Origin of the sequence: Lentzea californiensis (assembly GCF_024648825.1) — a bacterium.
Classification (GTDB): Bacteria; Actinomycetota; Actinomycetes; order Mycobacteriales; family Pseudonocardiaceae; genus Lentzea; species Lentzea californiensis.
Genome location: NZ_JANBBE010000001.1, coordinates 1,783,784 through 1,800,707, shown reverse-complemented (window position 1 = coordinate 1,800,707; position 16,924 = coordinate 1,783,784). Strand labels below are relative to the sequence as shown.

General features: G+C 69.6%; 20 protein-coding genes. 14 read left to right on the top strand and 6 right to left on the bottom strand.

Annotation, left to right across the window (positions count from 1 at the left end; translation table 11 throughout):
- The first annotated feature begins 51 nt into the window (after positions 1–51).
- From LX88_RS09315 to LX88_RS09305, 3 genes are all read left to right on the top strand, one after another.
- Positions 52–924 carry an SGNH/GDSL hydrolase family protein gene (locus tag LX88_RS09315; RefSeq protein WP_258947331.1) on the top strand — a complete coding sequence of 291 codons (873 nt, stop codon included), beginning with the start codon at positions 52–54 and terminating at the stop codon, positions 922–924.
- A gap of 91 nt (positions 925–1,015) precedes the next feature.
- The gene (locus LX88_RS09310; RefSeq protein ID WP_258947330.1) at positions 1,016–2,236 is read left to right on the top strand and encodes an acetyl-CoA C-acetyltransferase; all 1,221 of its coding nucleotides are present in this window, start codon (positions 1,016–1,018) and stop codon (positions 2,234–2,236) included.
- Between the two features lie 163 nt (positions 2,237–2,399).
- Positions 2,400–2,609, top strand: coding sequence for a hypothetical protein (locus LX88_RS09305; protein ID WP_258947329.1), 210 nt, complete (start codon positions 2,400–2,402; stop codon positions 2,607–2,609).
- Here LX88_RS09305 and LX88_RS09300 read toward each other — a convergent pair.
- Complete coding sequence (locus tag LX88_RS09300) at positions 2,606–3,016, bottom strand: GNAT family N-acetyltransferase (RefSeq protein ID WP_258947328.1); 411 nt, start codon at positions 3,014–3,016, stop codon at positions 2,606–2,608. The genes LX88_RS09305 and LX88_RS09300 overlap by 4 nt on opposite strands.
- Positions 3,017–3,111: 95 nt before the next feature.
- Complete coding sequence (locus LX88_RS09295) at positions 3,112–3,918, bottom strand: Bax inhibitor-1/YccA family protein (RefSeq protein ID WP_258947327.1); 807 nt, start codon at positions 3,916–3,918, stop codon at positions 3,112–3,114.
- A gap of 319 nt (positions 3,919–4,237) precedes the next feature.
- On the opposite strand from LX88_RS09295, the gene LX88_RS09290 reads away from it, so the two are divergent.
- The 3 genes from LX88_RS09290 to LX88_RS09280 all read left to right on the top strand — a co-directional run bounded on the left by LX88_RS09290 (position 4,238) and on the right by LX88_RS09280 (position 7,549).
- A complete protein-coding gene (locus LX88_RS09290; RefSeq protein ID WP_258947326.1) occupies positions 4,238–5,626 on the top strand; it encodes an MSCRAMM family protein in 1,389 nt (462 codons plus the stop codon).
- The gene (locus tag LX88_RS09285) at positions 5,611–6,330 is read left to right on the top strand and encodes a class F sortase (protein WP_258947325.1); all 720 of its coding nucleotides are present in this window, start codon (positions 5,611–5,613) and stop codon (positions 6,328–6,330) included. Before LX88_RS09290 ends, LX88_RS09285 begins: the two co-directional genes overlap by 16 nt.
- Before the next feature lie 70 nt (positions 6,331–6,400).
- The gene (locus tag LX88_RS09280) at positions 6,401–7,549 is read left to right on the top strand and encodes a polysaccharide deacetylase family protein (RefSeq protein ID WP_258947324.1); all 1,149 of its coding nucleotides are present in this window, start codon (positions 6,401–6,403) and stop codon (positions 7,547–7,549) included.
- Positions 7,550–7,652: 103 nt separating this feature from the next.
- Here LX88_RS09280 and LX88_RS09275 read toward each other — a convergent pair whose 3' ends face one another.
- Complete coding sequence (locus LX88_RS09275; protein WP_258947323.1) at positions 7,653–8,687, bottom strand: PQQ-dependent sugar dehydrogenase; 1,035 nt, start codon at positions 8,685–8,687, stop codon at positions 7,653–7,655.
- A 291-nt stretch (positions 8,688–8,978) separates the two neighbouring features.
- Here LX88_RS09275 and pqqA point away from each other — a divergent pair, with 291 nt between their 5' ends.
- From pqqA to LX88_RS09245, 6 genes are all read left to right on the top strand, one after another.
- Positions 8,979–9,101: a pyrroloquinoline quinone precursor peptide PqqA gene (gene pqqA, locus LX88_RS09270; protein WP_114773677.1), complete on the top strand. Its 123-nt coding sequence runs from the start codon at positions 8,979–8,981 to the stop codon at positions 9,099–9,101.
- Between the two features lie 79 nt (positions 9,102–9,180).
- Complete coding sequence (gene pqqC / locus LX88_RS09265) at positions 9,181–9,876, top strand: pyrroloquinoline-quinone synthase PqqC (RefSeq protein WP_258947322.1); 696 nt, start codon at positions 9,181–9,183, stop codon at positions 9,874–9,876.
- Complete coding sequence (gene pqqD / locus LX88_RS09260) at positions 9,873–10,151, top strand: pyrroloquinoline quinone biosynthesis peptide chaperone PqqD (protein ID WP_258947321.1); 279 nt, start codon at positions 9,873–9,875, stop codon at positions 10,149–10,151. The genes pqqC and pqqD overlap by 4 nt, the downstream gene beginning before the upstream one ends.
- Positions 10,144–11,223 carry a pyrroloquinoline quinone biosynthesis protein PqqE gene (gene pqqE / locus LX88_RS09255; protein WP_258947320.1) on the top strand — a complete coding sequence of 360 codons (1,080 nt, stop codon included), beginning with the start codon at positions 10,144–10,146 and terminating at the stop codon, positions 11,221–11,223. The genes pqqD and pqqE overlap by 8 nt, the downstream gene beginning before the upstream one ends.
- Entirely contained in the window at positions 11,220–12,095 is an 876-nt protein-coding gene (gene pqqB, locus LX88_RS09250) for a pyrroloquinoline quinone biosynthesis protein PqqB (protein ID WP_258947319.1), read from the top strand. The genes pqqE and pqqB overlap by 4 nt, the downstream gene beginning before the upstream one ends.
- Before the next feature lie 18 nt (positions 12,096–12,113).
- Complete coding sequence (locus LX88_RS09245; protein ID WP_258947318.1) at positions 12,114–13,280, top strand: PucR family transcriptional regulator; 1,167 nt, start codon at positions 12,114–12,116, stop codon at positions 13,278–13,280.
- Here LX88_RS09245 and LX88_RS09240 read toward each other — a convergent pair.
- Together LX88_RS09240 and LX88_RS09235 are read right to left on the bottom strand one after the other, a co-directional pair.
- The gene (locus tag LX88_RS09240; protein ID WP_258947317.1) at positions 13,248–14,111 is read right to left on the bottom strand and encodes an esterase/lipase family protein; all 864 of its coding nucleotides are present in this window, start codon (positions 14,109–14,111) and stop codon (positions 13,248–13,250) included. The genes LX88_RS09245 and LX88_RS09240 overlap by 33 nt on opposite strands.
- A 5-nt stretch (positions 14,112–14,116) precedes the next feature.
- Positions 14,117–14,941: an SGNH/GDSL hydrolase family protein gene (locus LX88_RS09235; protein WP_258947316.1), complete on the bottom strand. Its 825-nt coding sequence runs from the start codon at positions 14,939–14,941 to the stop codon at positions 14,117–14,119.
- A gap of 116 nt (positions 14,942–15,057) precedes the next feature.
- On the opposite strand from LX88_RS09235, the gene LX88_RS09230 reads away from it, so the two are divergent.
- On the top strand, positions 15,058–15,798 hold the full coding sequence (locus LX88_RS09230) for an inositol monophosphatase family protein (RefSeq protein WP_258947315.1): 741 nt from the start codon (positions 15,058–15,060) through the stop codon (positions 15,796–15,798).
- Positions 15,795–16,478: an SDR family NAD(P)-dependent oxidoreductase gene (locus LX88_RS09225; RefSeq protein WP_258947314.1), complete on the top strand. Its 684-nt coding sequence runs from the start codon at positions 15,795–15,797 to the stop codon at positions 16,476–16,478. Before LX88_RS09230 ends, LX88_RS09225 begins: the two co-directional genes overlap by 4 nt.
- Here the strand turns inward: LX88_RS09225 and LX88_RS09220 are convergent.
- Entirely contained in the window at positions 16,423–16,908 is a 486-nt protein-coding gene (locus LX88_RS09220; RefSeq protein WP_258947313.1) for a DUF6346 domain-containing protein, read from the bottom strand. The genes LX88_RS09225 and LX88_RS09220 overlap by 56 nt on opposite strands.
- Positions 16,909–16,924: the final 16 nt, after the last annotated feature.

Genomic DNA, 16,924 nt, shown 5'->3' with positions numbered 1-16,924 from the left:
GTTGATTCGAACGGCGAGGCCGACGATTCCGGTGGGAAGGGGGTGACGCGGATGATCGGACTGCGGACGCTGCGAGCGGTGGCGATGACCGCCGTGACGCTCGGGGGTCTCTCGGGCGCGATGGCCGGTCTGCTCACTGAGCAGGGACGACGTGCTCGCGCGGCCATCGGTGTGCTGGAGCACCTCTGGCCCGCGCCGGACGGCGTGTACCTCGACGACGGCGGTGAGCCGGTGCGCCTGGCGGTGCTCGGCGACTCGATGGCGGTGGGTGTCGGTGTGACCCATCCCTCGCAGATGCCGGGCGTGTTGCTGGCCGAGGCGCTGGCCGAGGAGGCCGGCCGGCCGGTGCGCCTGTCGACGTACGCGATCAGCGGCTCGACCACGCGTGACCTGGTGCCGCAGGTCGACGCGGCCGTGCGGGACGTGCCCGAGGTCGCGTTGATCATCGTCGGTGCGAACGACGTCACGTCGCGGCTGGGCACCGCCGAGTCGGCCCGGTTGCTGGCGGAGCAGGTGGGCAGGCTGCGCGCGGTCGGCTGCGGCGTGGTCGTCGGCACGTGTCCCGATCTCGGGATCGTGCGGCCGATCCCCCAGCCGTTGCGGATGATCGGGCGCCGGTACAGCCTGCGTCTCGCGGCCGCGCAGACCGCCGCGGTGCGCCGGGCGGGTGGCGTGCCGGTGCCGCTGGGGAACCTCCTGGCGCCGGAGTTCATGGCACGGCACACCGACATGTTCAGCTCGGACCGCTTCCACCCCAGCGCGATCGGCTACGAGGCCGCGGCCGGCGCGCTGCTGGCGCCGTTGTGCCAGGTGGCGGGGCTGTGGCCGGGTTGGGTCGCCCCTGCCGTGCGGATGCCGTCCGCGGCGGCGCTGGCGGTGCGGCCGTCCCGCGTGCCGGCGTGGCTACAGAAGCGGCACGCTTGAGTTTCGGAATTCTCGTCACTCGCGCTGGCCGTGGTGAGCGGGCGTTAACTAGGCTCGAAGGCAACCTTGACTCTCAACGAGGAGTTTCGTGATGCCTGAGGCCGTGATCGTCTCCGCCGCCCGCTCCCCCATCGGCCGTGCGGGCAAGGGTTCGCTGAAGGACGTTCGGCCCGACGACCTGGTGGCGCGGATGATCCGCGCGGCACTGGACAAGGTGCCGCAGCTCGACCCCGCGCAGATCGACGACCTGATGCTCGGCTGCGGCCTGCCCGGCGGTGAGCAGGGCTTCAACATGGCGCGCATCGTCGCCGTGCTGCTGGGGTACGACAACCTGCCCGGCACCACGGTGACCCGGTACTGCGCTTCGTCGCTGCAGACCACGCGCATGGCCCTGCACGCCATCAAGGCGGGCGAGGGCGACGTGTTCATCAGCGCCGGCGTCGAGACCGTGTCGCGGTTCGCCAAGGGCAGCTCCGACTCGTGGCCGGACACGCACAACCCGCTGTTCGGCGAGGCCGAGGCGCGCACCGCCTCCGTCGCCCAGGCCGGCGCCTCGGAGTGGGTGGACCCGCGTTCGGTCGACGTCGTGCCGGACGTCTACATCCCGATGGGCCAGACCGCCGAGAACCTGGCTCTGCTCAAGGGCGTCTCGCGCCAGGAGATGGACGAGTTCGGCGTCCGCTCGCAGAACCTCGCCGAGAAGGCCATCGCCGACGGCTTCTGGGCCCGCGAGATCACGCCGGTCACGCTGCCCGACGGCACCGTGGTCTCGACCGACGACGGCCCGCGCGCCGGCGTCACCTACGAGGCCGTGTCCCAGCTCAAGCCCGTCTTCCGTCCCGACGGCCGCATCAACGCCGGCAACTGCTGCGCGCTGAACGACGGCGCCGCGGCCCTCGTGATCATGTCCGACACGAAGGCCCGCGAGCTCGGCCTCACGCCGCTGGCCCGGATCGTGTCGACCGGCGTCTCCGGCCTGTCCCCCGAGATCATGGGCCTCGGCCCGGTCGAGGCGTCGAAGCGCGCGCTGGCGCTGGCGGGCCTGTCGGTCTCCGACATCGACCTCGTGGAGATCAACGAGGCGTTCGCCGCCCAGGTCATCCCGTCCTACCAGGACCTCGGGATCGACCTCGACCGCCTGAACGTGAACGGCGGCGCCATCGCGGTCGGCCACCCGTTCGGCATGACCGGCGCCCGCATCACCACGACCCTGATCAATTCGCTGCAGTTCCACGACAAGCAGTTCGGTCTGGAAACGATGTGCGTCGGCGGCGGTCAGGGCATGGCGATGGTCATCGAGCGCTTGAGCTGATCTTTCGCTCAAGATCTGCAAATTGACGCTTGCAAGTGGCTCCGTATCACCCGAACGGAGCTACTTGCCTGCGCCCTTCCTGCCGATGAGATGAATCATCGCGCAATGGCGTCATCAGGCGAGGGGAAGTCCGTCCCTACCGATGAGCAAGGAGGGGTCGGACATGCCCTACGTGTGGTGGCAAAGCGAATATGACCTGCAATGCCATGCTTTCCCGCTCGACCAAGCCGATGGTCCGCGCAGCTTTTACGAGGCCGTCTGCGAGCATTCGGTGCCCGACGAACGGGTGTCGCGCGCGCAGGCGGGTGCTCTCTGCATGGACTGCCTGATCAAGGTGGGCACCGAACTGCCGGACGTGCGCTGGCGGGCTTAGCGCCGCCACATCCCGATCGAGCCCGGTGCGCTCTCCACGAAGCCATGTCGTGCGTAGAGGCGACGGCCGGGCGGATCGGCGAGCAGACTGACCTGAGCGCCTGGAGAGGATTCGTAGATCCTCGCCAGCAGGGCGGTCATGATCGCGTCGCCGATGCCTTTGCGCTGATGCTCGGGCAGCACCGCCATGTCGATGATGACGAAGTACCAGCCGCCGTCGCCGAGCACTCGGCCCATGCCCGCGGTTTCACCCGATTCCACGTGAATGACGATTGCGCAGGCCCATGCGCCGTTGATGCCGTTCTCGGCTTCTTCGCGAGTTCGTTCACTAAGTCCGGATTCCTTGCGCAACCGCAGGTAGTCGTCGACCGACGGCGGTTCCATGACCAGTTGATATGCGGAGTCCACCGCGATTCCCCCAGAAGTCGAATTCCTGATCGTCATCCCGAACGCCGAAGGGGCGCCCCGCCGCAGCGGAACGCCCCTCCAGCACACCCGAAGCGTCAGTCCGAGTTGAAGTACGACAGCAGGCGCAGGATCTCGGTGTACAGCCACACCAGGGTGACCGTGAGACCGAACGCGATCTGCCACGCGAACTTGGCCGGCACGCCGGCGCGGATCGCCTGGTCGGCGGCGTCGAAGTCGATCAGGAAGCTGAACGCCGCGAGGCCGATGCAGACGAGGCTGAAGATGATCGCGAGCGGGCCACCGCTGCGGAGGCCGAGGCCGCCGTCGGTGAAGAAGCTCATGACCAGGTTGAAGAGCATGAGGATGCCGACGCCGATGATCGCGCCGACGATCCACTTGGTGAACTTCGGCGTGACGCGGATCGCACCCGTCTTGTAGACGACGAGCATTCCGAAGAACACGCCGAGCGTGCCGATGATGGCCTGACCGATCATCACGACACCCTGACCGGGGTTGCCGGTCATGCGGTCGACCATGTTGCCGATGATCCCGCTGAACGCGCCGAGGAAGACACCTTCGACGGCGGCGTAGGCGAGGACGAGCGGCGGGCTCGGCATCTTCTTGAACATGATGACGAGGGCGAGCACCAGACCGATGATCGCCGCGGGGAACAGCAGACCCCACGCCTTCATGAGGTACGTGATGACGGCCGTCGTGGCCACCAGCGCGAGCGTGATGCCCGTCTTGGTGACGACGTCGTCGATCGTCATCGGCCGCTCGCTGGTCAGCGGCGGCGGGGCCTGCTGGTAGCCAGCCTGCTCTGGCTGGCCGAAGCCTGCGTAGCCTCCGTACCCGCCGCCGGTCGGCAGGTTGCGGAAGGCCGGGTTGCTGCTCGAGCGCACCTGATCCTCCTGTGGCGTTGCTTTACGCCGTCACTGGGTTCAACGAGCACGCTCGGTGCCATGTTCCCCATCGGTAAAGGCGACTTTACCCCCGACGACGATCACACGTGCGCAAATACTGCGCCAACTCCAGAGCGTTATACGACTACGGCGTGTCGCGGCGTGTCCGCCCCGAACCGCGTAAGCCGCGTCACATTCCGATCACGTTCACACGCAGAGTAGCGAGAGACTTCCCCCTCGTGGCGGCTTGTCCCCGGTGTGGGGGACCGACAAGCTCGCACGCGGGATAATCCGCAGGTCAGAGGGGATCAAGATCCAAATGGGCTGGAAACGTCTGGCCGCCGTGGCGATGGTCTCGGGGCTCGCGCTCCTGACCGTTCCCGCGACGGCGTCAGCGGTCGGCGTCAAGGGCATCGGCCACAACGCGTCAGGGCTCCAGCCCAACGCCACACCGGGGAGCGAGTGGCACGGGTCATACATCTGGCAGGACAAGCAGGTGTGGTGCGTGCAGTACGCACTGCCCGCGCCCGACAGCGGTGTCGGTTACCGCGAGGGCGACGAGCTGCTGACCAAGGCCGGCAAGAAGCTCGACGCCGGCGTCGCGGCGAACATCTCGTACCTGCTGCTGCGCTACTCCACGACCAAGTCGCCGGAGGAGGCCGCCGCCCTCGCGCACCTGCTGCACAGCTGGACGTCGGTGCCCGACGGCGCGGTGCGGCTCGACACGACCGACCCGAAGTTCCTCGCCTACGACGCGCCCTTCTACGCCGCGCGGCTCCCCGCGCCGGTCCTGGACGCCGTCGCGCGCATGAAGGCCGACGCCGAGGCGAACCGCGGCCCGTGGACGCTCAGCGCGACCGCGCCGAAGGAACCGCTGATCATCGGCACCGAGTCGGCCTGGAAGCTCGCGCTGCTCAAGGCCAACGACAAGGGCGTCACGAACGCGCCGATCAACTTCACCCTGACCGACGCCACGCTGGCCGACGGCAAGACCAGCGGCACGGCCACCACGGGCGCCGACGGGCAGCCGGCGACGGTGAAGATCATCGCGACCGGTCCGAAGCCCTCGATCGCGGCCGTCGCGGACTCCCCCGCCGACCGGCCCGTCGTGCACTTCCCGATCCAGACGGAGAACATGCAGCGCATGGTCACGACCGGTGGCGAGAAGAAGCTGAACGCCACCGCGAACGGCCAGGCCAAGACCGCTCCCGGCGCCGTGAAGATCACGAAGATCGACTCCGAGACGAAGAAGTCCATCCCGGGCGTCGCGCTGCGCGTCACCGCCAAGGACCAGACGTCGGCGGCGAAGAAGCAGGACGACACCGACCTTCTCGGCACGGACGGCAAGCCGCTGGTGCTGCAGACCGGCCCCGACGGCACGGTCGAGGTGCCGGACCTGCGCACGCCGCAGGAGATCTGCCTCGTCGAGGTGGCCGCCCCCAAGGGGTATGAGGAGTTCTTCGACCCGAAGGCGCCGCCGTCCGCGTGCGGCACCCTTGCGGCGGGTCAGACGCTCGCGCTCGAACTGGTGAACAAGCCGAACAAGCCGGTCGTGCCGAGCACGATCCCCGCCGGCGCGGACGGTCAGACGCCGGTGGCCACCGCGTCGTTCGACATGGCGCTGCGTCCTGGGCTGATGCTGGCGGTGGGTGGCCTGGTGCTGCTCGGCGCGGCGCTGGCAGGCTTGCTGGTGTGGCGCAGGCAGTGAGTCCCAAGGCTTTCCTGACCGGTGCGCTGGTGGCGGGTGTGGCCGCCGCCAGCGTGCTGGTCACCACGTCCGAGACCGACGTCCTCCCCGGACGCGCGGTCGCGGACGAGATCCCGGTGGTGGGACCGGGGCCGGTCGCGGACAGCCTGAGCACCGGCCGCGGTCCCGACCTCACCGGGTTGATCGGCGGTGCGAACACGGCCAACGCCAAGCCCGCCGACCCCACTCGGCAGCAACCGCAGCAGCAACAGCCCGCGCCGCCCAAGGCCGGTCCGGGCTCGGTCCGGCTGCCCGCGGGCGGTTCGGCGACGCTGGTGCGCAAGGAGGTCGAGGACGGCGTGCTGCCGGTGCCCGACGGCATCGGTGAGGCCACCTGGTGGGGCACCGAGATCGCGGGCGCCGAGGGGGCGACGGTGCTGGCCGGGCACGTCGACTGGAAGGGCGCGAAGGGCCCGTTCGCGGAGCTGTGGCAGGCGCAGAACGGCCGTGAGGTCGTGATCGCCGACAGCGCGGGCAAGGAGTTCAAGTTCCGCATCCGGCAGATCGAGACCATCCGCAAGGAGGAGCTCCCGGCGCGCGCCGTCGAGTTCTTCGGGCCGCGTGGGCCGCACCGGCTCGTGTTGGTCACCTGCGGTGGCACGTGGGTGGGCGGTCAGCAGGGGTACGAAGCGAACCGAGTGGTCATCGCCGAACCCGTTCAGTGACCAATCGCGCACCTCGCGCAACCCGTTCGGGTAATCAGTCGTCTCCTAAGGTGTGAAACGGTGGGGATGGTTGACCACGGGCCTTGCTCTGGGACTGGTTCTGGCGGTGGTGATGACGCTGGGGTCTCACGAGGGCCCGGCGAACCAGGCGGACTCCGGCCCGTTGCCGATGGCACCACGGCTGCCCGCTCCCAAGGACGCGGGACCGACGCCGACGGTCCCCGCAGCCACGCCCGAGCAGGTGCGCAAGCAGCCGTGGATGCACAAGCTGACGCCGGGTGAGAAGCCACCGCAGTTCGTGCTCTTCTCGTTCGACGGCGCGGTGTCGAAGCAGCACTGGGACAAGGTCCTGCCGATCGCGAAGTCCAAGAACGCGCACGTGACGGGTCTGCTGTCCGGCGTCTACATGCTGGCGGACCCGGACAAGAGCCAGTACCAGCCGCCGGCGGGCCTCAAGCGCGGCCTGTCCGACATCGACTTCGGCGGCACCAGGCAGGACGTCACCTCCCGGATCGGCTACCTGAACCAGGTGATCGCCGACGGCCACGAGATCGGCACGCACTACAACGGCCACTTCTGCTCGAACGGCACCCAGCCGTCGGTCGACAAGTGGGACACCGCGGCCTGGAACGCGGAGCTCGCCCAGTTCAAGCAGATCGTCGACAGGTCCCGCGCCGCCGGGCTCAACCTGCCCGCCGACGCCGTCCGGGGTGGACGGACGCCGTGCCTGGAAGGCAACTGGGACCAGGCCTTCCCGGCGATGGCCGCGAACGGGCTCGTCTACGACACCAGCAAGGTCGCCCTCGGCGTGCAGTGGCCGACCGTCCAGAACGGACTGTACGAGTTCCCGATGCCCGAGGTCCGTGTTCCCGCGCTGGGCAAGCAGGTCGTCATGATGGACTTCAACCTCTGGTACTCGCTCAACCAGGCGAAGGACGAACCCCACCGCGCGGCCGACTTCGCCCAGATCGTCCTCGACACCTACAAGTCGGTGCACCAGGCCGCGTTGAACGGCAACCGCGCGCCGATCGTCGTCGGCAACCACTTCAACGAGTGGAACGGCAACGCGTTCTCGACGGCGATGGAGCAGTTCATGGAGTACGTGTGCGACAAGCCGGAGACGGTGTGCGCCACCTACACCGAGGTGATCCAGTGGATGCAGCTGCAGGACCCGGCGGTGCTGGACCAGCTCCGCCGGATGCCCGCTGCTCGCAACTAGGTGACCCATCCGTGTTTGCCGACGCCACGCGGGGACCCCGCGTACCGTCATGGGGTACGCAAGGTCCCCGCGTGGCGTCGCAGCAAGACACGATTGGGTGGATCTAGCCGTCGGTCGAGATGATCCGGTCGTCGTTCGCGCCGGGTGAGCCGTTGGCGTCCTGGTTGGACGTGCCCAGCCACAGCGTGCCGTCCGGCGCCGGAGCCACCGCGCGCACGCGGCCGTAGCTCGTGAACACCGCCTGCGGGGTGCCGAGCGTGGTGCCGTTCACCGGGATCTTCCAGACGCGCTTGCCGGTGACGGCGCCGACGTACAGGGCGTTCTTGTAGAACGCGATGCCGGTCGGGCCGGCCTGGCTGGTGGACCACGTCTTGACCGGGTTGGTCATACCCGCGGTGTTGCAGTTGCCCTCACACGTCGGCCAGCCGTAGTTCTTGCCGGCCTCGATCCGGTTGACCTCGTCGGTCCTGCTGTTGCCGAACTCGGTGGCGTACGCGGTGTTGCCGATCCACGTGATGCCCTGGACGTTGCGGTGACCGATCGAGTAGACGACGCTGCCGGCGCGGGGGTTGCCGGCGGCGGGCTTGCCCGTCTCGTCGAAGCGCAGGACCTTGCCGCCCAGCGAGTTCCAGTCCTGCGCGAAGGCCGTGTTCTGGCCGTCGCCCGTGGTGGCCCACAGGAAGCCGTCCGGACCCCATTCGAGACCGCCGCCGTTGTGGTAGCGGTTCTTGGGGATCCCGGTGACGATCGGCTGCGGCGTGCCACCGAGCGGGAGCTTGGCGACGCGGTTGTCGCTGGCCGTCGAGTAGTAGATGAAGACCGAGTTGTCGGTCGCGAAGGTCTTCGACACGGCGAGGCCGAGCAGGCCGCCCTCACCGCCGGTCAGCTGGGCCTGTTCCACCGTGTCGAGTTCGGTCACCGTGGTGCCCGTGATCTTCTTGATCTTCCTGGTGTCCCGCTCGGTGAAGATGCCGCTGCCGTCCGGCAGGAACTCGATGTCCCACGGGATGTCCAGCCTCGTGGCGAGTGTCCGTTCGGCGAGGACCGAGGGATCGTCCTGTGCCGACGCGGGCAGTGCGCAGAGGGAAGCGGCAAGGGCAGTGCAGGCTGCCACTGCTGCGATACGACGAGCACGCATGTGTGCTCTCCTTCGGGTCCGCTCGTAGGGGTCTGCGGCGGCGGCGTTGCAGGGCGTGTTCACGCAATCACAGATCGCGGTGACCCGCAACAGTGGTCGGAGGTTCCGGTATTCCCGGCTGTCGCGGAGGTGAAACAAGCCGATTTCCCTCCGATGTTTTCGGGTAACTTCGTGGACGGTCTGGACCTCGGCGACCCGGAAGACTTACCGTGTGGGGCGCCGCCGCGCCCCAACGGAAAGCGCTTGCACGCCCATTCGGGCATGCGGGCCGGACACCCGAGGAGTTGCGCCATGAACGTTGCCGTCACCACCAGCGAGACGAAGCTGCCCGAGGTCAGGCGCGAGTGGGTCAAGCCCGACTTCCGCGACTTCGAGACGCCGATGGAGGTCACCGCCTACGCGGCCCGCAGCTGACGTCAGGCATCGCGCCGGGGTTCCTGGCAGGCTGCCGGGAACCCCGGCCCCGCGCGCGTTCCTGGAGGAGTTCCCGCCCATGTCTGCCGTCGCCCCCGCGGAGTTCGTCGCCGAGCTGCGTGCCCTCGCACCCCGGTACTGGGACAGCCACCCGTTCCACCTGCGCATGCACGCCGGCCAGCTCAGCAAGCACGAGCTGCAGGCGTGGGCCGCGAACCGCTGGTACTACCAGCGTTGCATCGCGCAGAAGGACGCCGCGATCCTCTCCAACTGCCCGCTGCCGGAAATTCGCCGTCAGTGGCGTGAGCGGATCATCTGGCACGACGGCACCCGGCCGGGTGAAGGCGGCGCGGAGAACTGGATCCGCCTCGCGGAGGCCGTCGGGCTGACGCGGGAGGAGGTGCTCGACGAACGCCACGTGCTGCCCGGCACGCGCTTCGCCGTCGACGCCTACGTGAACTTCGCGCGCACGCGACCGTGGGTCGTCGGCATCGCCTCCGGCCTCACCGAGATGTTCTCGGGTGCGTTGATGCGCAAGCGTTTGGCGGCGCTGCGGGAGCAGTACCCGTGGATCGCCGAGGAGGGCTTCGCCTACTTCACCGACCGGATCCAGGCGGTCGCCGGTGAGGGACGGGCCACTTTGGACATCGTGGTCGAGCACTCGACCACCCGCGAGCAGCAGCTGGCCGCGGTGTCCGCGCTGTCGTTCAAGTGCGACGTGCTGCGGGCCGTGCTGGACGCTGTCGACTACTACGCGGGCAAGGGCAAGCCATGACGACGGCCGTCGCGCTGGACGCCGTGCCGCGGATCCGGCGCGGCGTGAAGTGCGCCTACGACCAGATCCGTTCCGCGCACGTGGTGCTGTTCCCCGAGGGCGTGCTGGTGCTGAACGAGACCGCGGCTTCCGTTGTGGCGCTTTGTGACGGCGTTCGATCCGTCGGTGACATCGCCGTGGCGCTGGCCGGCGAGTACGACGGCGTCGAGCCCGGCGACATCGCTTCGCTCATCGCCCGCATGGTCGAACGAAGGGTGGTGGACGTCGATGGCTGAGGCACCTTTCGGCCTGCTGGCCGAGCTCACGCACCGGTGCCCGTTGCAGTGCGGTTACTGCTCGAACCCGCTGGAGCTGGTCCGCCGCGACGCCGAACTGCCGACCGAGGACTGGCGGCGGGTATTCGACCAGGCACGGTCGCTCGGTGCGTTGCAGATCCACCTGTCCGGTGGCGAACCGTTGCTGCGGCCCGATCTGCCGGAACTGGTGGCGCACGCGAACAGCCTCGGCTGCTACGTCAACCTGGTCACCTCGGGGGTCGGTCTCTCGCGGGACCGGTTGCGGTCACTGGCCGCCGCGGGTGTCGACCACGTGCAGCTTTCCCTGCAGGACGCGACACGGGCGGGCAACGACCGGATCGCGGGCATCAAGGCGTTCGACCGGAAGGTGGAGGCCGCGGCCCACGTGCTCGCCGAGGGTCTGCCGCTGACCGTGAACACGGTGCTGCACCGGCAGAACCTCGACAACGTCGCCGGCATCATCGCGATGGCGGAGCAGATGGGCGCCGAGCGCCTGGAGCTCGCCAACACCCAGTACTACGGCTGGGCCCTGCGCAACCGCGCGGTGCTGCTGCCGACCCGAGCCCAGCTCGCCGTCGCCGACCCGATAGTGGCCGCGGCGCAGGAACGCCTGCGCGGCCGGATGGAGATCGTCTACGTCATCGCGGACTACCACGAGGCCCACCCGAAACCCTGCATGTACGGGTGGGGCGCGCGGCAGCTGACGGTGGCGCCGAACGGTGACGTGCTGCCCTGCCCCGCCGCCACGGTGATCTCGTCGCTGGAGATCGAGAATGTGCGCGACTCCTCGTTGCACGACATCTGGCACCACTCGCCGTCGTTCAACGCCTTCCGCGGCTTCGAGTGGATGCAGGACCCGTGCCGCTCGTGCCCGCGCAAGGAGATCGACTTCGGTGGGTGCCGCTGCCAGGCGTTCCAGCTGACGGGTGACGCCGCCGCGACCGATCCCGTCTGCTCCCTGTCGCCCGAGCGGTCCACTGTGGACCTGATCCTGGAGACCGAGATGGCGCCGTCCGAGGTGCTCGCGATGGCGATGCGGAAGATGCGGTGAAGGCGGTCCTGCTCGGCACGACGGCGGGGGGCGGTTTCCCGCAGTGGAACTGTGCCTGCCCGCTGTGCGTGCGCGCCCGTTCCGGCTCACTGCCCTCGCGGTCCCAGGACTGCCTGGCGATCACCGGCAACGGCACCGACTGGTGGCTGGTCAACGCCTCCCCGGACATCCGGACGCAGATCGCCTCGTGTTCGTTGCTGAACCCCGGTCCTGGAGCGCGTGACACGCCGTTGCGCGGCGCCCTGTTCACGGACGCCGAGCTCGACCACACGCTGGGACTTCTGACGTTGCGCGGCGGCGCGGGCCTGACGGTGTGGGCGCCGGGCACGGTCCTGCACGCGTTGAAGGACCAGTTCGACCTGCGCACCGTGATCGACGGCTACGCGCCGGTGGCGTGGCGTCAGGTCGACGAGACCTTCGAGGTCGCTGGGCTGCGGGTCTCAGCGATCCCGATCAGCGGCAAGCGCCCGAAGTACGCCCGTTCGTCCACTGTAGACGGCCATTGGGTGGTCGCCTACCGCTTCGAGGATCCCGTTTCCGGCGGCGTGCTGGTGTACGCGCCCTGCCTCGCGTCGTGGCCCGCCGGGTTCGACGAGGTGGTGGCCGGTGCCGACTGCCTGCTGCTCGACGGCACCTTCTACGCGGCCTCGGAGATGGGATCGGCGACCGGCAGCTCGTCCGGCCAGGCCGCGATGGGCCACCTGCCGATCACGGCGAGCCTGCTCGAGCTGCGGCGGTTTTCGGGGGTGCGGCGGATCTACACGCACCTCAACAACACCAACCCGGTGCTCGACCCGTCCTCGCCGGAATCGGCGAAGCTGCGTGAGGCCGGTGTCGAGGTCCCGTTGGACGGCACGGTGATCGAGCTGTAGATCGGCCACAATCACCGGATGTCCTTCATCATCGGTGGCCGCCCGCTGGCCGAGCGGATCGTGGCCGAGCTGCCGTCGTTCGTGCGGCTCGTGCTCGCGAAGATCACCGAGCGGGTGCCCGCCTACCAGCAGCTGCCCGCCGAGGAGCTGTCCGGCGACATCGCCCGCGTCATCGAGGGGACGCTGCGGGCGTTCGCCGAGGTGCTGCGCACCCGCGAGCTGCCGGCGCCGGAGGAGCTGAGGTTCCTGCGCGAGTCGGCGGCACGGCGCGCCGAGGAGGGTGTGCCCATCGACGTCGTGCTGACGGCGTACCACGTGGGCATCCAGGTGGTCTGGGACGTGCTGGTGCCCGAGGCACGGCCCGAGGAGGTCGGCGAGGTGCTGGCGCTCAACGCCCTGGCCATGCGCTACCTCCAGGTCGTGACGCCGGTCGTGAGTGCCGGCTACCTCGACGAGCGGCAGACGATGTTCGACGACGAGCGGTCGGCCCGGCACTCGTTGCTGACCGGCCTGCTCGACGGCACGCGCGTCGCGGACTGGCCGGTGGTCGTGCTGGCCATGCACGTGCCGCCACACCCCGACGAGCTCACCGACGGGGTGGACGCCGCGGTCGCCGCACGGCGCAAGCTCCGCAGGCTGCGCACCGAACTGGAGCGGCACAGCCGTGAGCCCGTGCTGTCCTCGCTCACCCCTGCCGGCGGTCTCGCGCTGGTGCCCGGCGACGACTCCCGCGTGGAGCAGGTCCTGTCGGACGTGACGAGGGCGACCGGGGTGGCGTTGACCGTGGCGGCGGTCGCGGCCCCACCCTCCGGGGTCGCGGCCGCCGCCAGGCTCGCGCGCGAGGTGCTCGACGTCGCGGTGCGGTCGGGTCCGGGCCTGTACCGGCTCACCGACGTGCTGCTGGAGTACCAGCTGTCCCGGCCGAGCGCGGCACTCGGTCCGCTCGCGGGGATCGTGGCACCGCTGACCGAGGAGCTGGTGCAGACGCTGGAGGTCTACCTGCGGCGGGGGTCCCGGCGTCCTGCCGCGACCGAACTGCACGTGCACCCGAACACCGTGGACTACCGGCTGCGGCGGGTGGCCGAGCTGACCGGGCTCGACCCCACCCGGATCGAGCACGTCACCCTGCTCACGGCCGCTCTGGCGGCCAGGTCAGCCACCGGTCAGCGGCAGGACCGGCCGTGAGCAGTCCGGCGCCCGCGCGCTCGGCGGGTCGAGCGCGTTGAGGACCTCCCGCAACGCCACGTGGTCGAAAGCCAGTGCCAGGTGGTCGACGAAGTCGTTGACGCACAGGTCCTGCACGACGACGTTGCGACCGCCGTCGAGGAACTGCGACCGGTACGGCGTGACGATGCCGTCGTACCGGGTGGCGATCGTCGTGTACCGCACGCCCGGCACGGTGTCGGGAGTGCTGTTCATCAGCTCCATGAACGGCGAGCCGCGCAGTTGTTGCAGCGCGGCGGGATCGGTGGCGTCCACCAGCCCGCGCAGCGCCGGGAACACCTGCAGCAGCGACCAGATCCACCGGTCGAGGCCCGCGGCGTCCGACCCGTGGCTCGTCGGCGCGAGCCCGACGACGTCGTGCACCTTCGCCGCGCCACCGAGGAACTTCACGTAGTACTGCGCGAGCAGGCCGCCCTGCGAGTGACCGACCAGGTCCACTTCGGACGCTCCGGTCGCCATCCGCACCCGCTCCACGAACTCGGCCAGTTCGAGCCCCGACTCCTCGATCGGTTCGGTGCCACCGACCTGGCCGGACCGCAGGCCGCCGTAGTTCAGCGCGAAGACGCAGTAGCCGTTGTTCTTCAGCAACGGCGCCAAGGCGTTCCAGTTGAGCGTCATGTTCACGTGCGTGCCGTGCAGCAGCACGACCGGCCTCTTCGTGCTGTGACAGCTCCACTCGTTGGCCCCCGGAGGTGCGGCACCCGGTTCCGAGATCGTCATCGCCACGGCGGGCAGCGAGTTGTAGGTGACCGGCAGCGGGGTCGTCGCGACGAGCCCCGCCGCAAGCAGCAAACCGATCACCGCACGGCCTGGGCGACTGCCTTGCCGAACGCCGCCATGCCCGCCGCGTTCGGGTGCAACGGCGCCGCGATCGTCGTCGGGACCAGGCCCTCCAGGTACCGGTCGGCGGGCTTGGCGCACGTGTCGTGCCCGACGCTGACGGCCGCGAGGTCGACGTAGGTCGCACCGCGCTTCTCGGCCTCGGCCTTGGCCGTCGCGCTGAGCAGGTTCACCGATCCCTGCAGGTAGTCGGCGTCGCGGGCCCAGATCGGCTGGACCGGGTAGCAGCCGCCGGGCCGGATGTAGGTGCCGTAGCCGGTGACGAGGACCTTCGCGTGCGGTGCCCGCCGCTTGACCTCGTCGAGGGCCGCGCCGAACTCCGGTGCCCACTGGGCGATGGCCGCGGCGACCTGGTCACCGCCGGCCGTGAGCCGTGCCTTGCAGGAGAGCCCGACGGGTTCCGGCAGGAGGTTGATGCAGCCGAGCGCGGTCTGCACGAGCCCCACGTCGTTGCCGCCGATGGTGATCGACACCAGGTCCGTGGTGGACTTCAGCGCGTCGTACTGCGGCGCCACGAACCCGAACTGCCGCCCGGCGAAGTCTTCCGTCTTCGCCCCGGAACAGGTGACGTCGGTGAGCTTCGCGTTCAGGAGCTTCGCGGCGACCTGCGGGTAGTTGTCGTTGCTGCTGCGCAGGCACCACAGCGCAGGGTCCTGGTTCGGGATCAGCGGCCCGGCCGCCGCCGAGTCCCCCAACGCCACGTAGTCGAGCGTGTCCGCCTGTGCGGTGCTTGTTCCGGCGACCAACATCGCCACGACAGCCAACCCGGCCACGATTCGCATCCAGTCCTCCAACGTCGTTGTCAGGTCAGCTCATCGTGGTGGCTCAGGTCACTGACGCGGGTAGGACTCTGCCCAGAGTCATCCGGTCGTGTTTGTGACCGATCACAATGGGCCCCGTGACTCCTCCCGATCTCCTCTCGCTGGCCGCGCAGTCGTGCGTGGACGCCGCCGCCCTGCTGCGCTCCGTCGAGGTCGACGTGTCCGCCAAGGGCGACTTCGACCAGGTCAGCAACGCCGACGTCGAGGTCGAGGCGTTCCTGCGGGCCGCGCTCATGTCCGGCGCGCCCGGCTCGGCGGTCGTCGGCGAGGAACTGGGGTCGGCCACGGCCGCGGTCACCTGGTTCGTCGACCCCATCGACGGCACGCGGAACTTCGTGCGCGGCCTGCCCCTGTCGTGCATCTCGGTGGCCGCGGCCGTGGACGGCGTGCTGGTGGCCGGCTGCGTGCTCGACCCGTTCCGCGACGAACTCTTCACCGCGGCTCACGGCGTGCCGTTCAGCGTCCGGTCGACCGGCCTGGTGATCACTCCCGCCGAGAGCCCGCGCCCTCTGGTGCTGACCGACATCCCGCTGCCCGGCAGCCCTTACTCGGGCGAGATGGAACTGCTGGCCGAGCTGATGGAGATCGCGGACGTGCGCCGCGTCTACTCGACGGCCCTGTCGCTCGCCTGGGTGGCGGCGGGCCGGGCGGACGCCGTGGCGAACATCGGCGTGTTCCCCTGGGACACGGCGGCAGGTGCGGTGCTGGTCCGTGAGGCGGGAGGCCGGTTCGTGGAGATCGCGGCCAACGCGTTCGCGGCGGGCCGGGGTGAGATCGTCGACTGGTTGGCTTCGGGCGTGAAGGGCATCGTCTCGTGATCGATCTCAGCGGCAAGGTAGTGCTGGTCACCGGCAGCCACGGCACCATCGGCGCCGGCATCGTCCGCCGCTTCACCGCCGCGGGCGCCCAGGTCGTGCACCACACCGGCACGGACGACGGCGACCTGCGCACGTCGGCCCAGCGCGTGGTCGAAGAGGCCTTCGGTCAGCACGGCAGGCTGGACGCGGTCGTGAACAACGCCGGCATCCAGCCCGTGGAACCGTTGCCCGACATGACGTCCGCGCAATGGCAGTCCGTGATGGACATCAACCTGATGGCACCGTTCGCCGTCACCCAGGCCGCGGTGGCACACCTACCGGCAGGCGGCTCGGTCACGCACATCGCGTCGATCGAGGGCACACACCCCGCCCCCGGCCACGCCCACTACGCCGTGTCGAAGGCGGGCCTGATCATGCACGCCCGCGCCGCCGCGCTGGAGTACGGCGGGCGCGGCATCCGCGTGAACACGGTGTCGCCCGGCCTGATCACGCGGCCGGGCATCGCGGAGCAGTGGCCTTCCGGTGTGGCGCGGTGGGAGGCCGCCGCGCCGTTGGGCCGCCTCGGGACGCCGGAGGACGTCGGGGACGCGTGCGTGTTCCTGGCTTCGGACATGGCCCGGTGGATCACCGGGCACGACCTGGTGGTGGACGGAGGCGTGACGGCCCGCCCGACCTGGTGACCCACCGGTCGGGCACCAACGGCCGAGCAACCCAGGCGCACAGGTACAGCCAAACCCCGCCGAACAGCACGACCAGGGCGATCCCCCAGCCCGCGGAGGGCCGCTCCGGCGTCACCTCGCCACGCCGGAACTCACGCACCACCACCGGTTCGCCGACGAGGTGAGAGGCGAGGAACCCGCGCACCGTCGCGACCGTGGCACCACCGCCGACCTTGTACTGCACCCTGGCCCGGCACTCGGAAACGAACCCGAAACCGCGCCATGTCACAGGCCCGTACTCCTGGCACGACAACGCCGTGACGGTGAGGTCGGCGTCCGCGATCTCGACCTTGTCCCAGAAGTGGGTGAAGATCGTCGCCCCGAGCAGGTAGCCGAGCACGGGCATGATCAGGAACGCGAAGACGCGGCGCAGGGCGTCCGGAACTGCCACGGCGCCAACGTTAGCG

Coding starts and splice junctions, on each gene's coding strand:
- LX88_RS09315 (WP_258947331.1), top strand. CDS start 52: ATGATCGGACTGCGGACGCTGCGAGCGGTGGCGATGACCGCCGTGACG.
- LX88_RS09310 (WP_258947330.1), top strand. CDS start 1,016: ATGCCTGAGGCCGTGATCGTCTCCGCCGCCCGCTCCCCCATCGGCCGT.
- LX88_RS09305 (WP_258947329.1), top strand. CDS start 2,400: ATGCCCTACGTGTGGTGGCAAAGCGAATATGACCTGCAATGCCATGCT.
- LX88_RS09290 (WP_258947326.1), top strand. CDS start 4,238: ATGGGCTGGAAACGTCTGGCCGCCGTGGCGATGGTCTCGGGGCTCGCG.
- LX88_RS09275 (WP_258947323.1), bottom strand. CDS start 8,687: ATGCGTGCTCGTCGTATCGCAGCAGTGGCAGCCTGCACTGCCCTTGCC.
- pqqA (WP_114773677.1), top strand. CDS start 8,979: ATGAACGTTGCCGTCACCACCAGCGAGACGAAGCTGCCCGAGGTCAGG.
- pqqC (WP_258947322.1), top strand. CDS start 9,181: ATGTCTGCCGTCGCCCCCGCGGAGTTCGTCGCCGAGCTGCGTGCCCTC.
- pqqD (WP_258947321.1), top strand. CDS start 9,873: ATGACGACGGCCGTCGCGCTGGACGCCGTGCCGCGGATCCGGCGCGGC.
- pqqE (WP_258947320.1), top strand. CDS start 10,144: ATGGCTGAGGCACCTTTCGGCCTGCTGGCCGAGCTCACGCACCGGTGC.
- LX88_RS09245 (WP_258947318.1), top strand. CDS start 12,114: ATGTCCTTCATCATCGGTGGCCGCCCGCTGGCCGAGCGGATCGTGGCC.
- LX88_RS09235 (WP_258947316.1), bottom strand. CDS start 14,941: ATGCGAATCGTGGCCGGGTTGGCTGTCGTGGCGATGTTGGTCGCCGGA.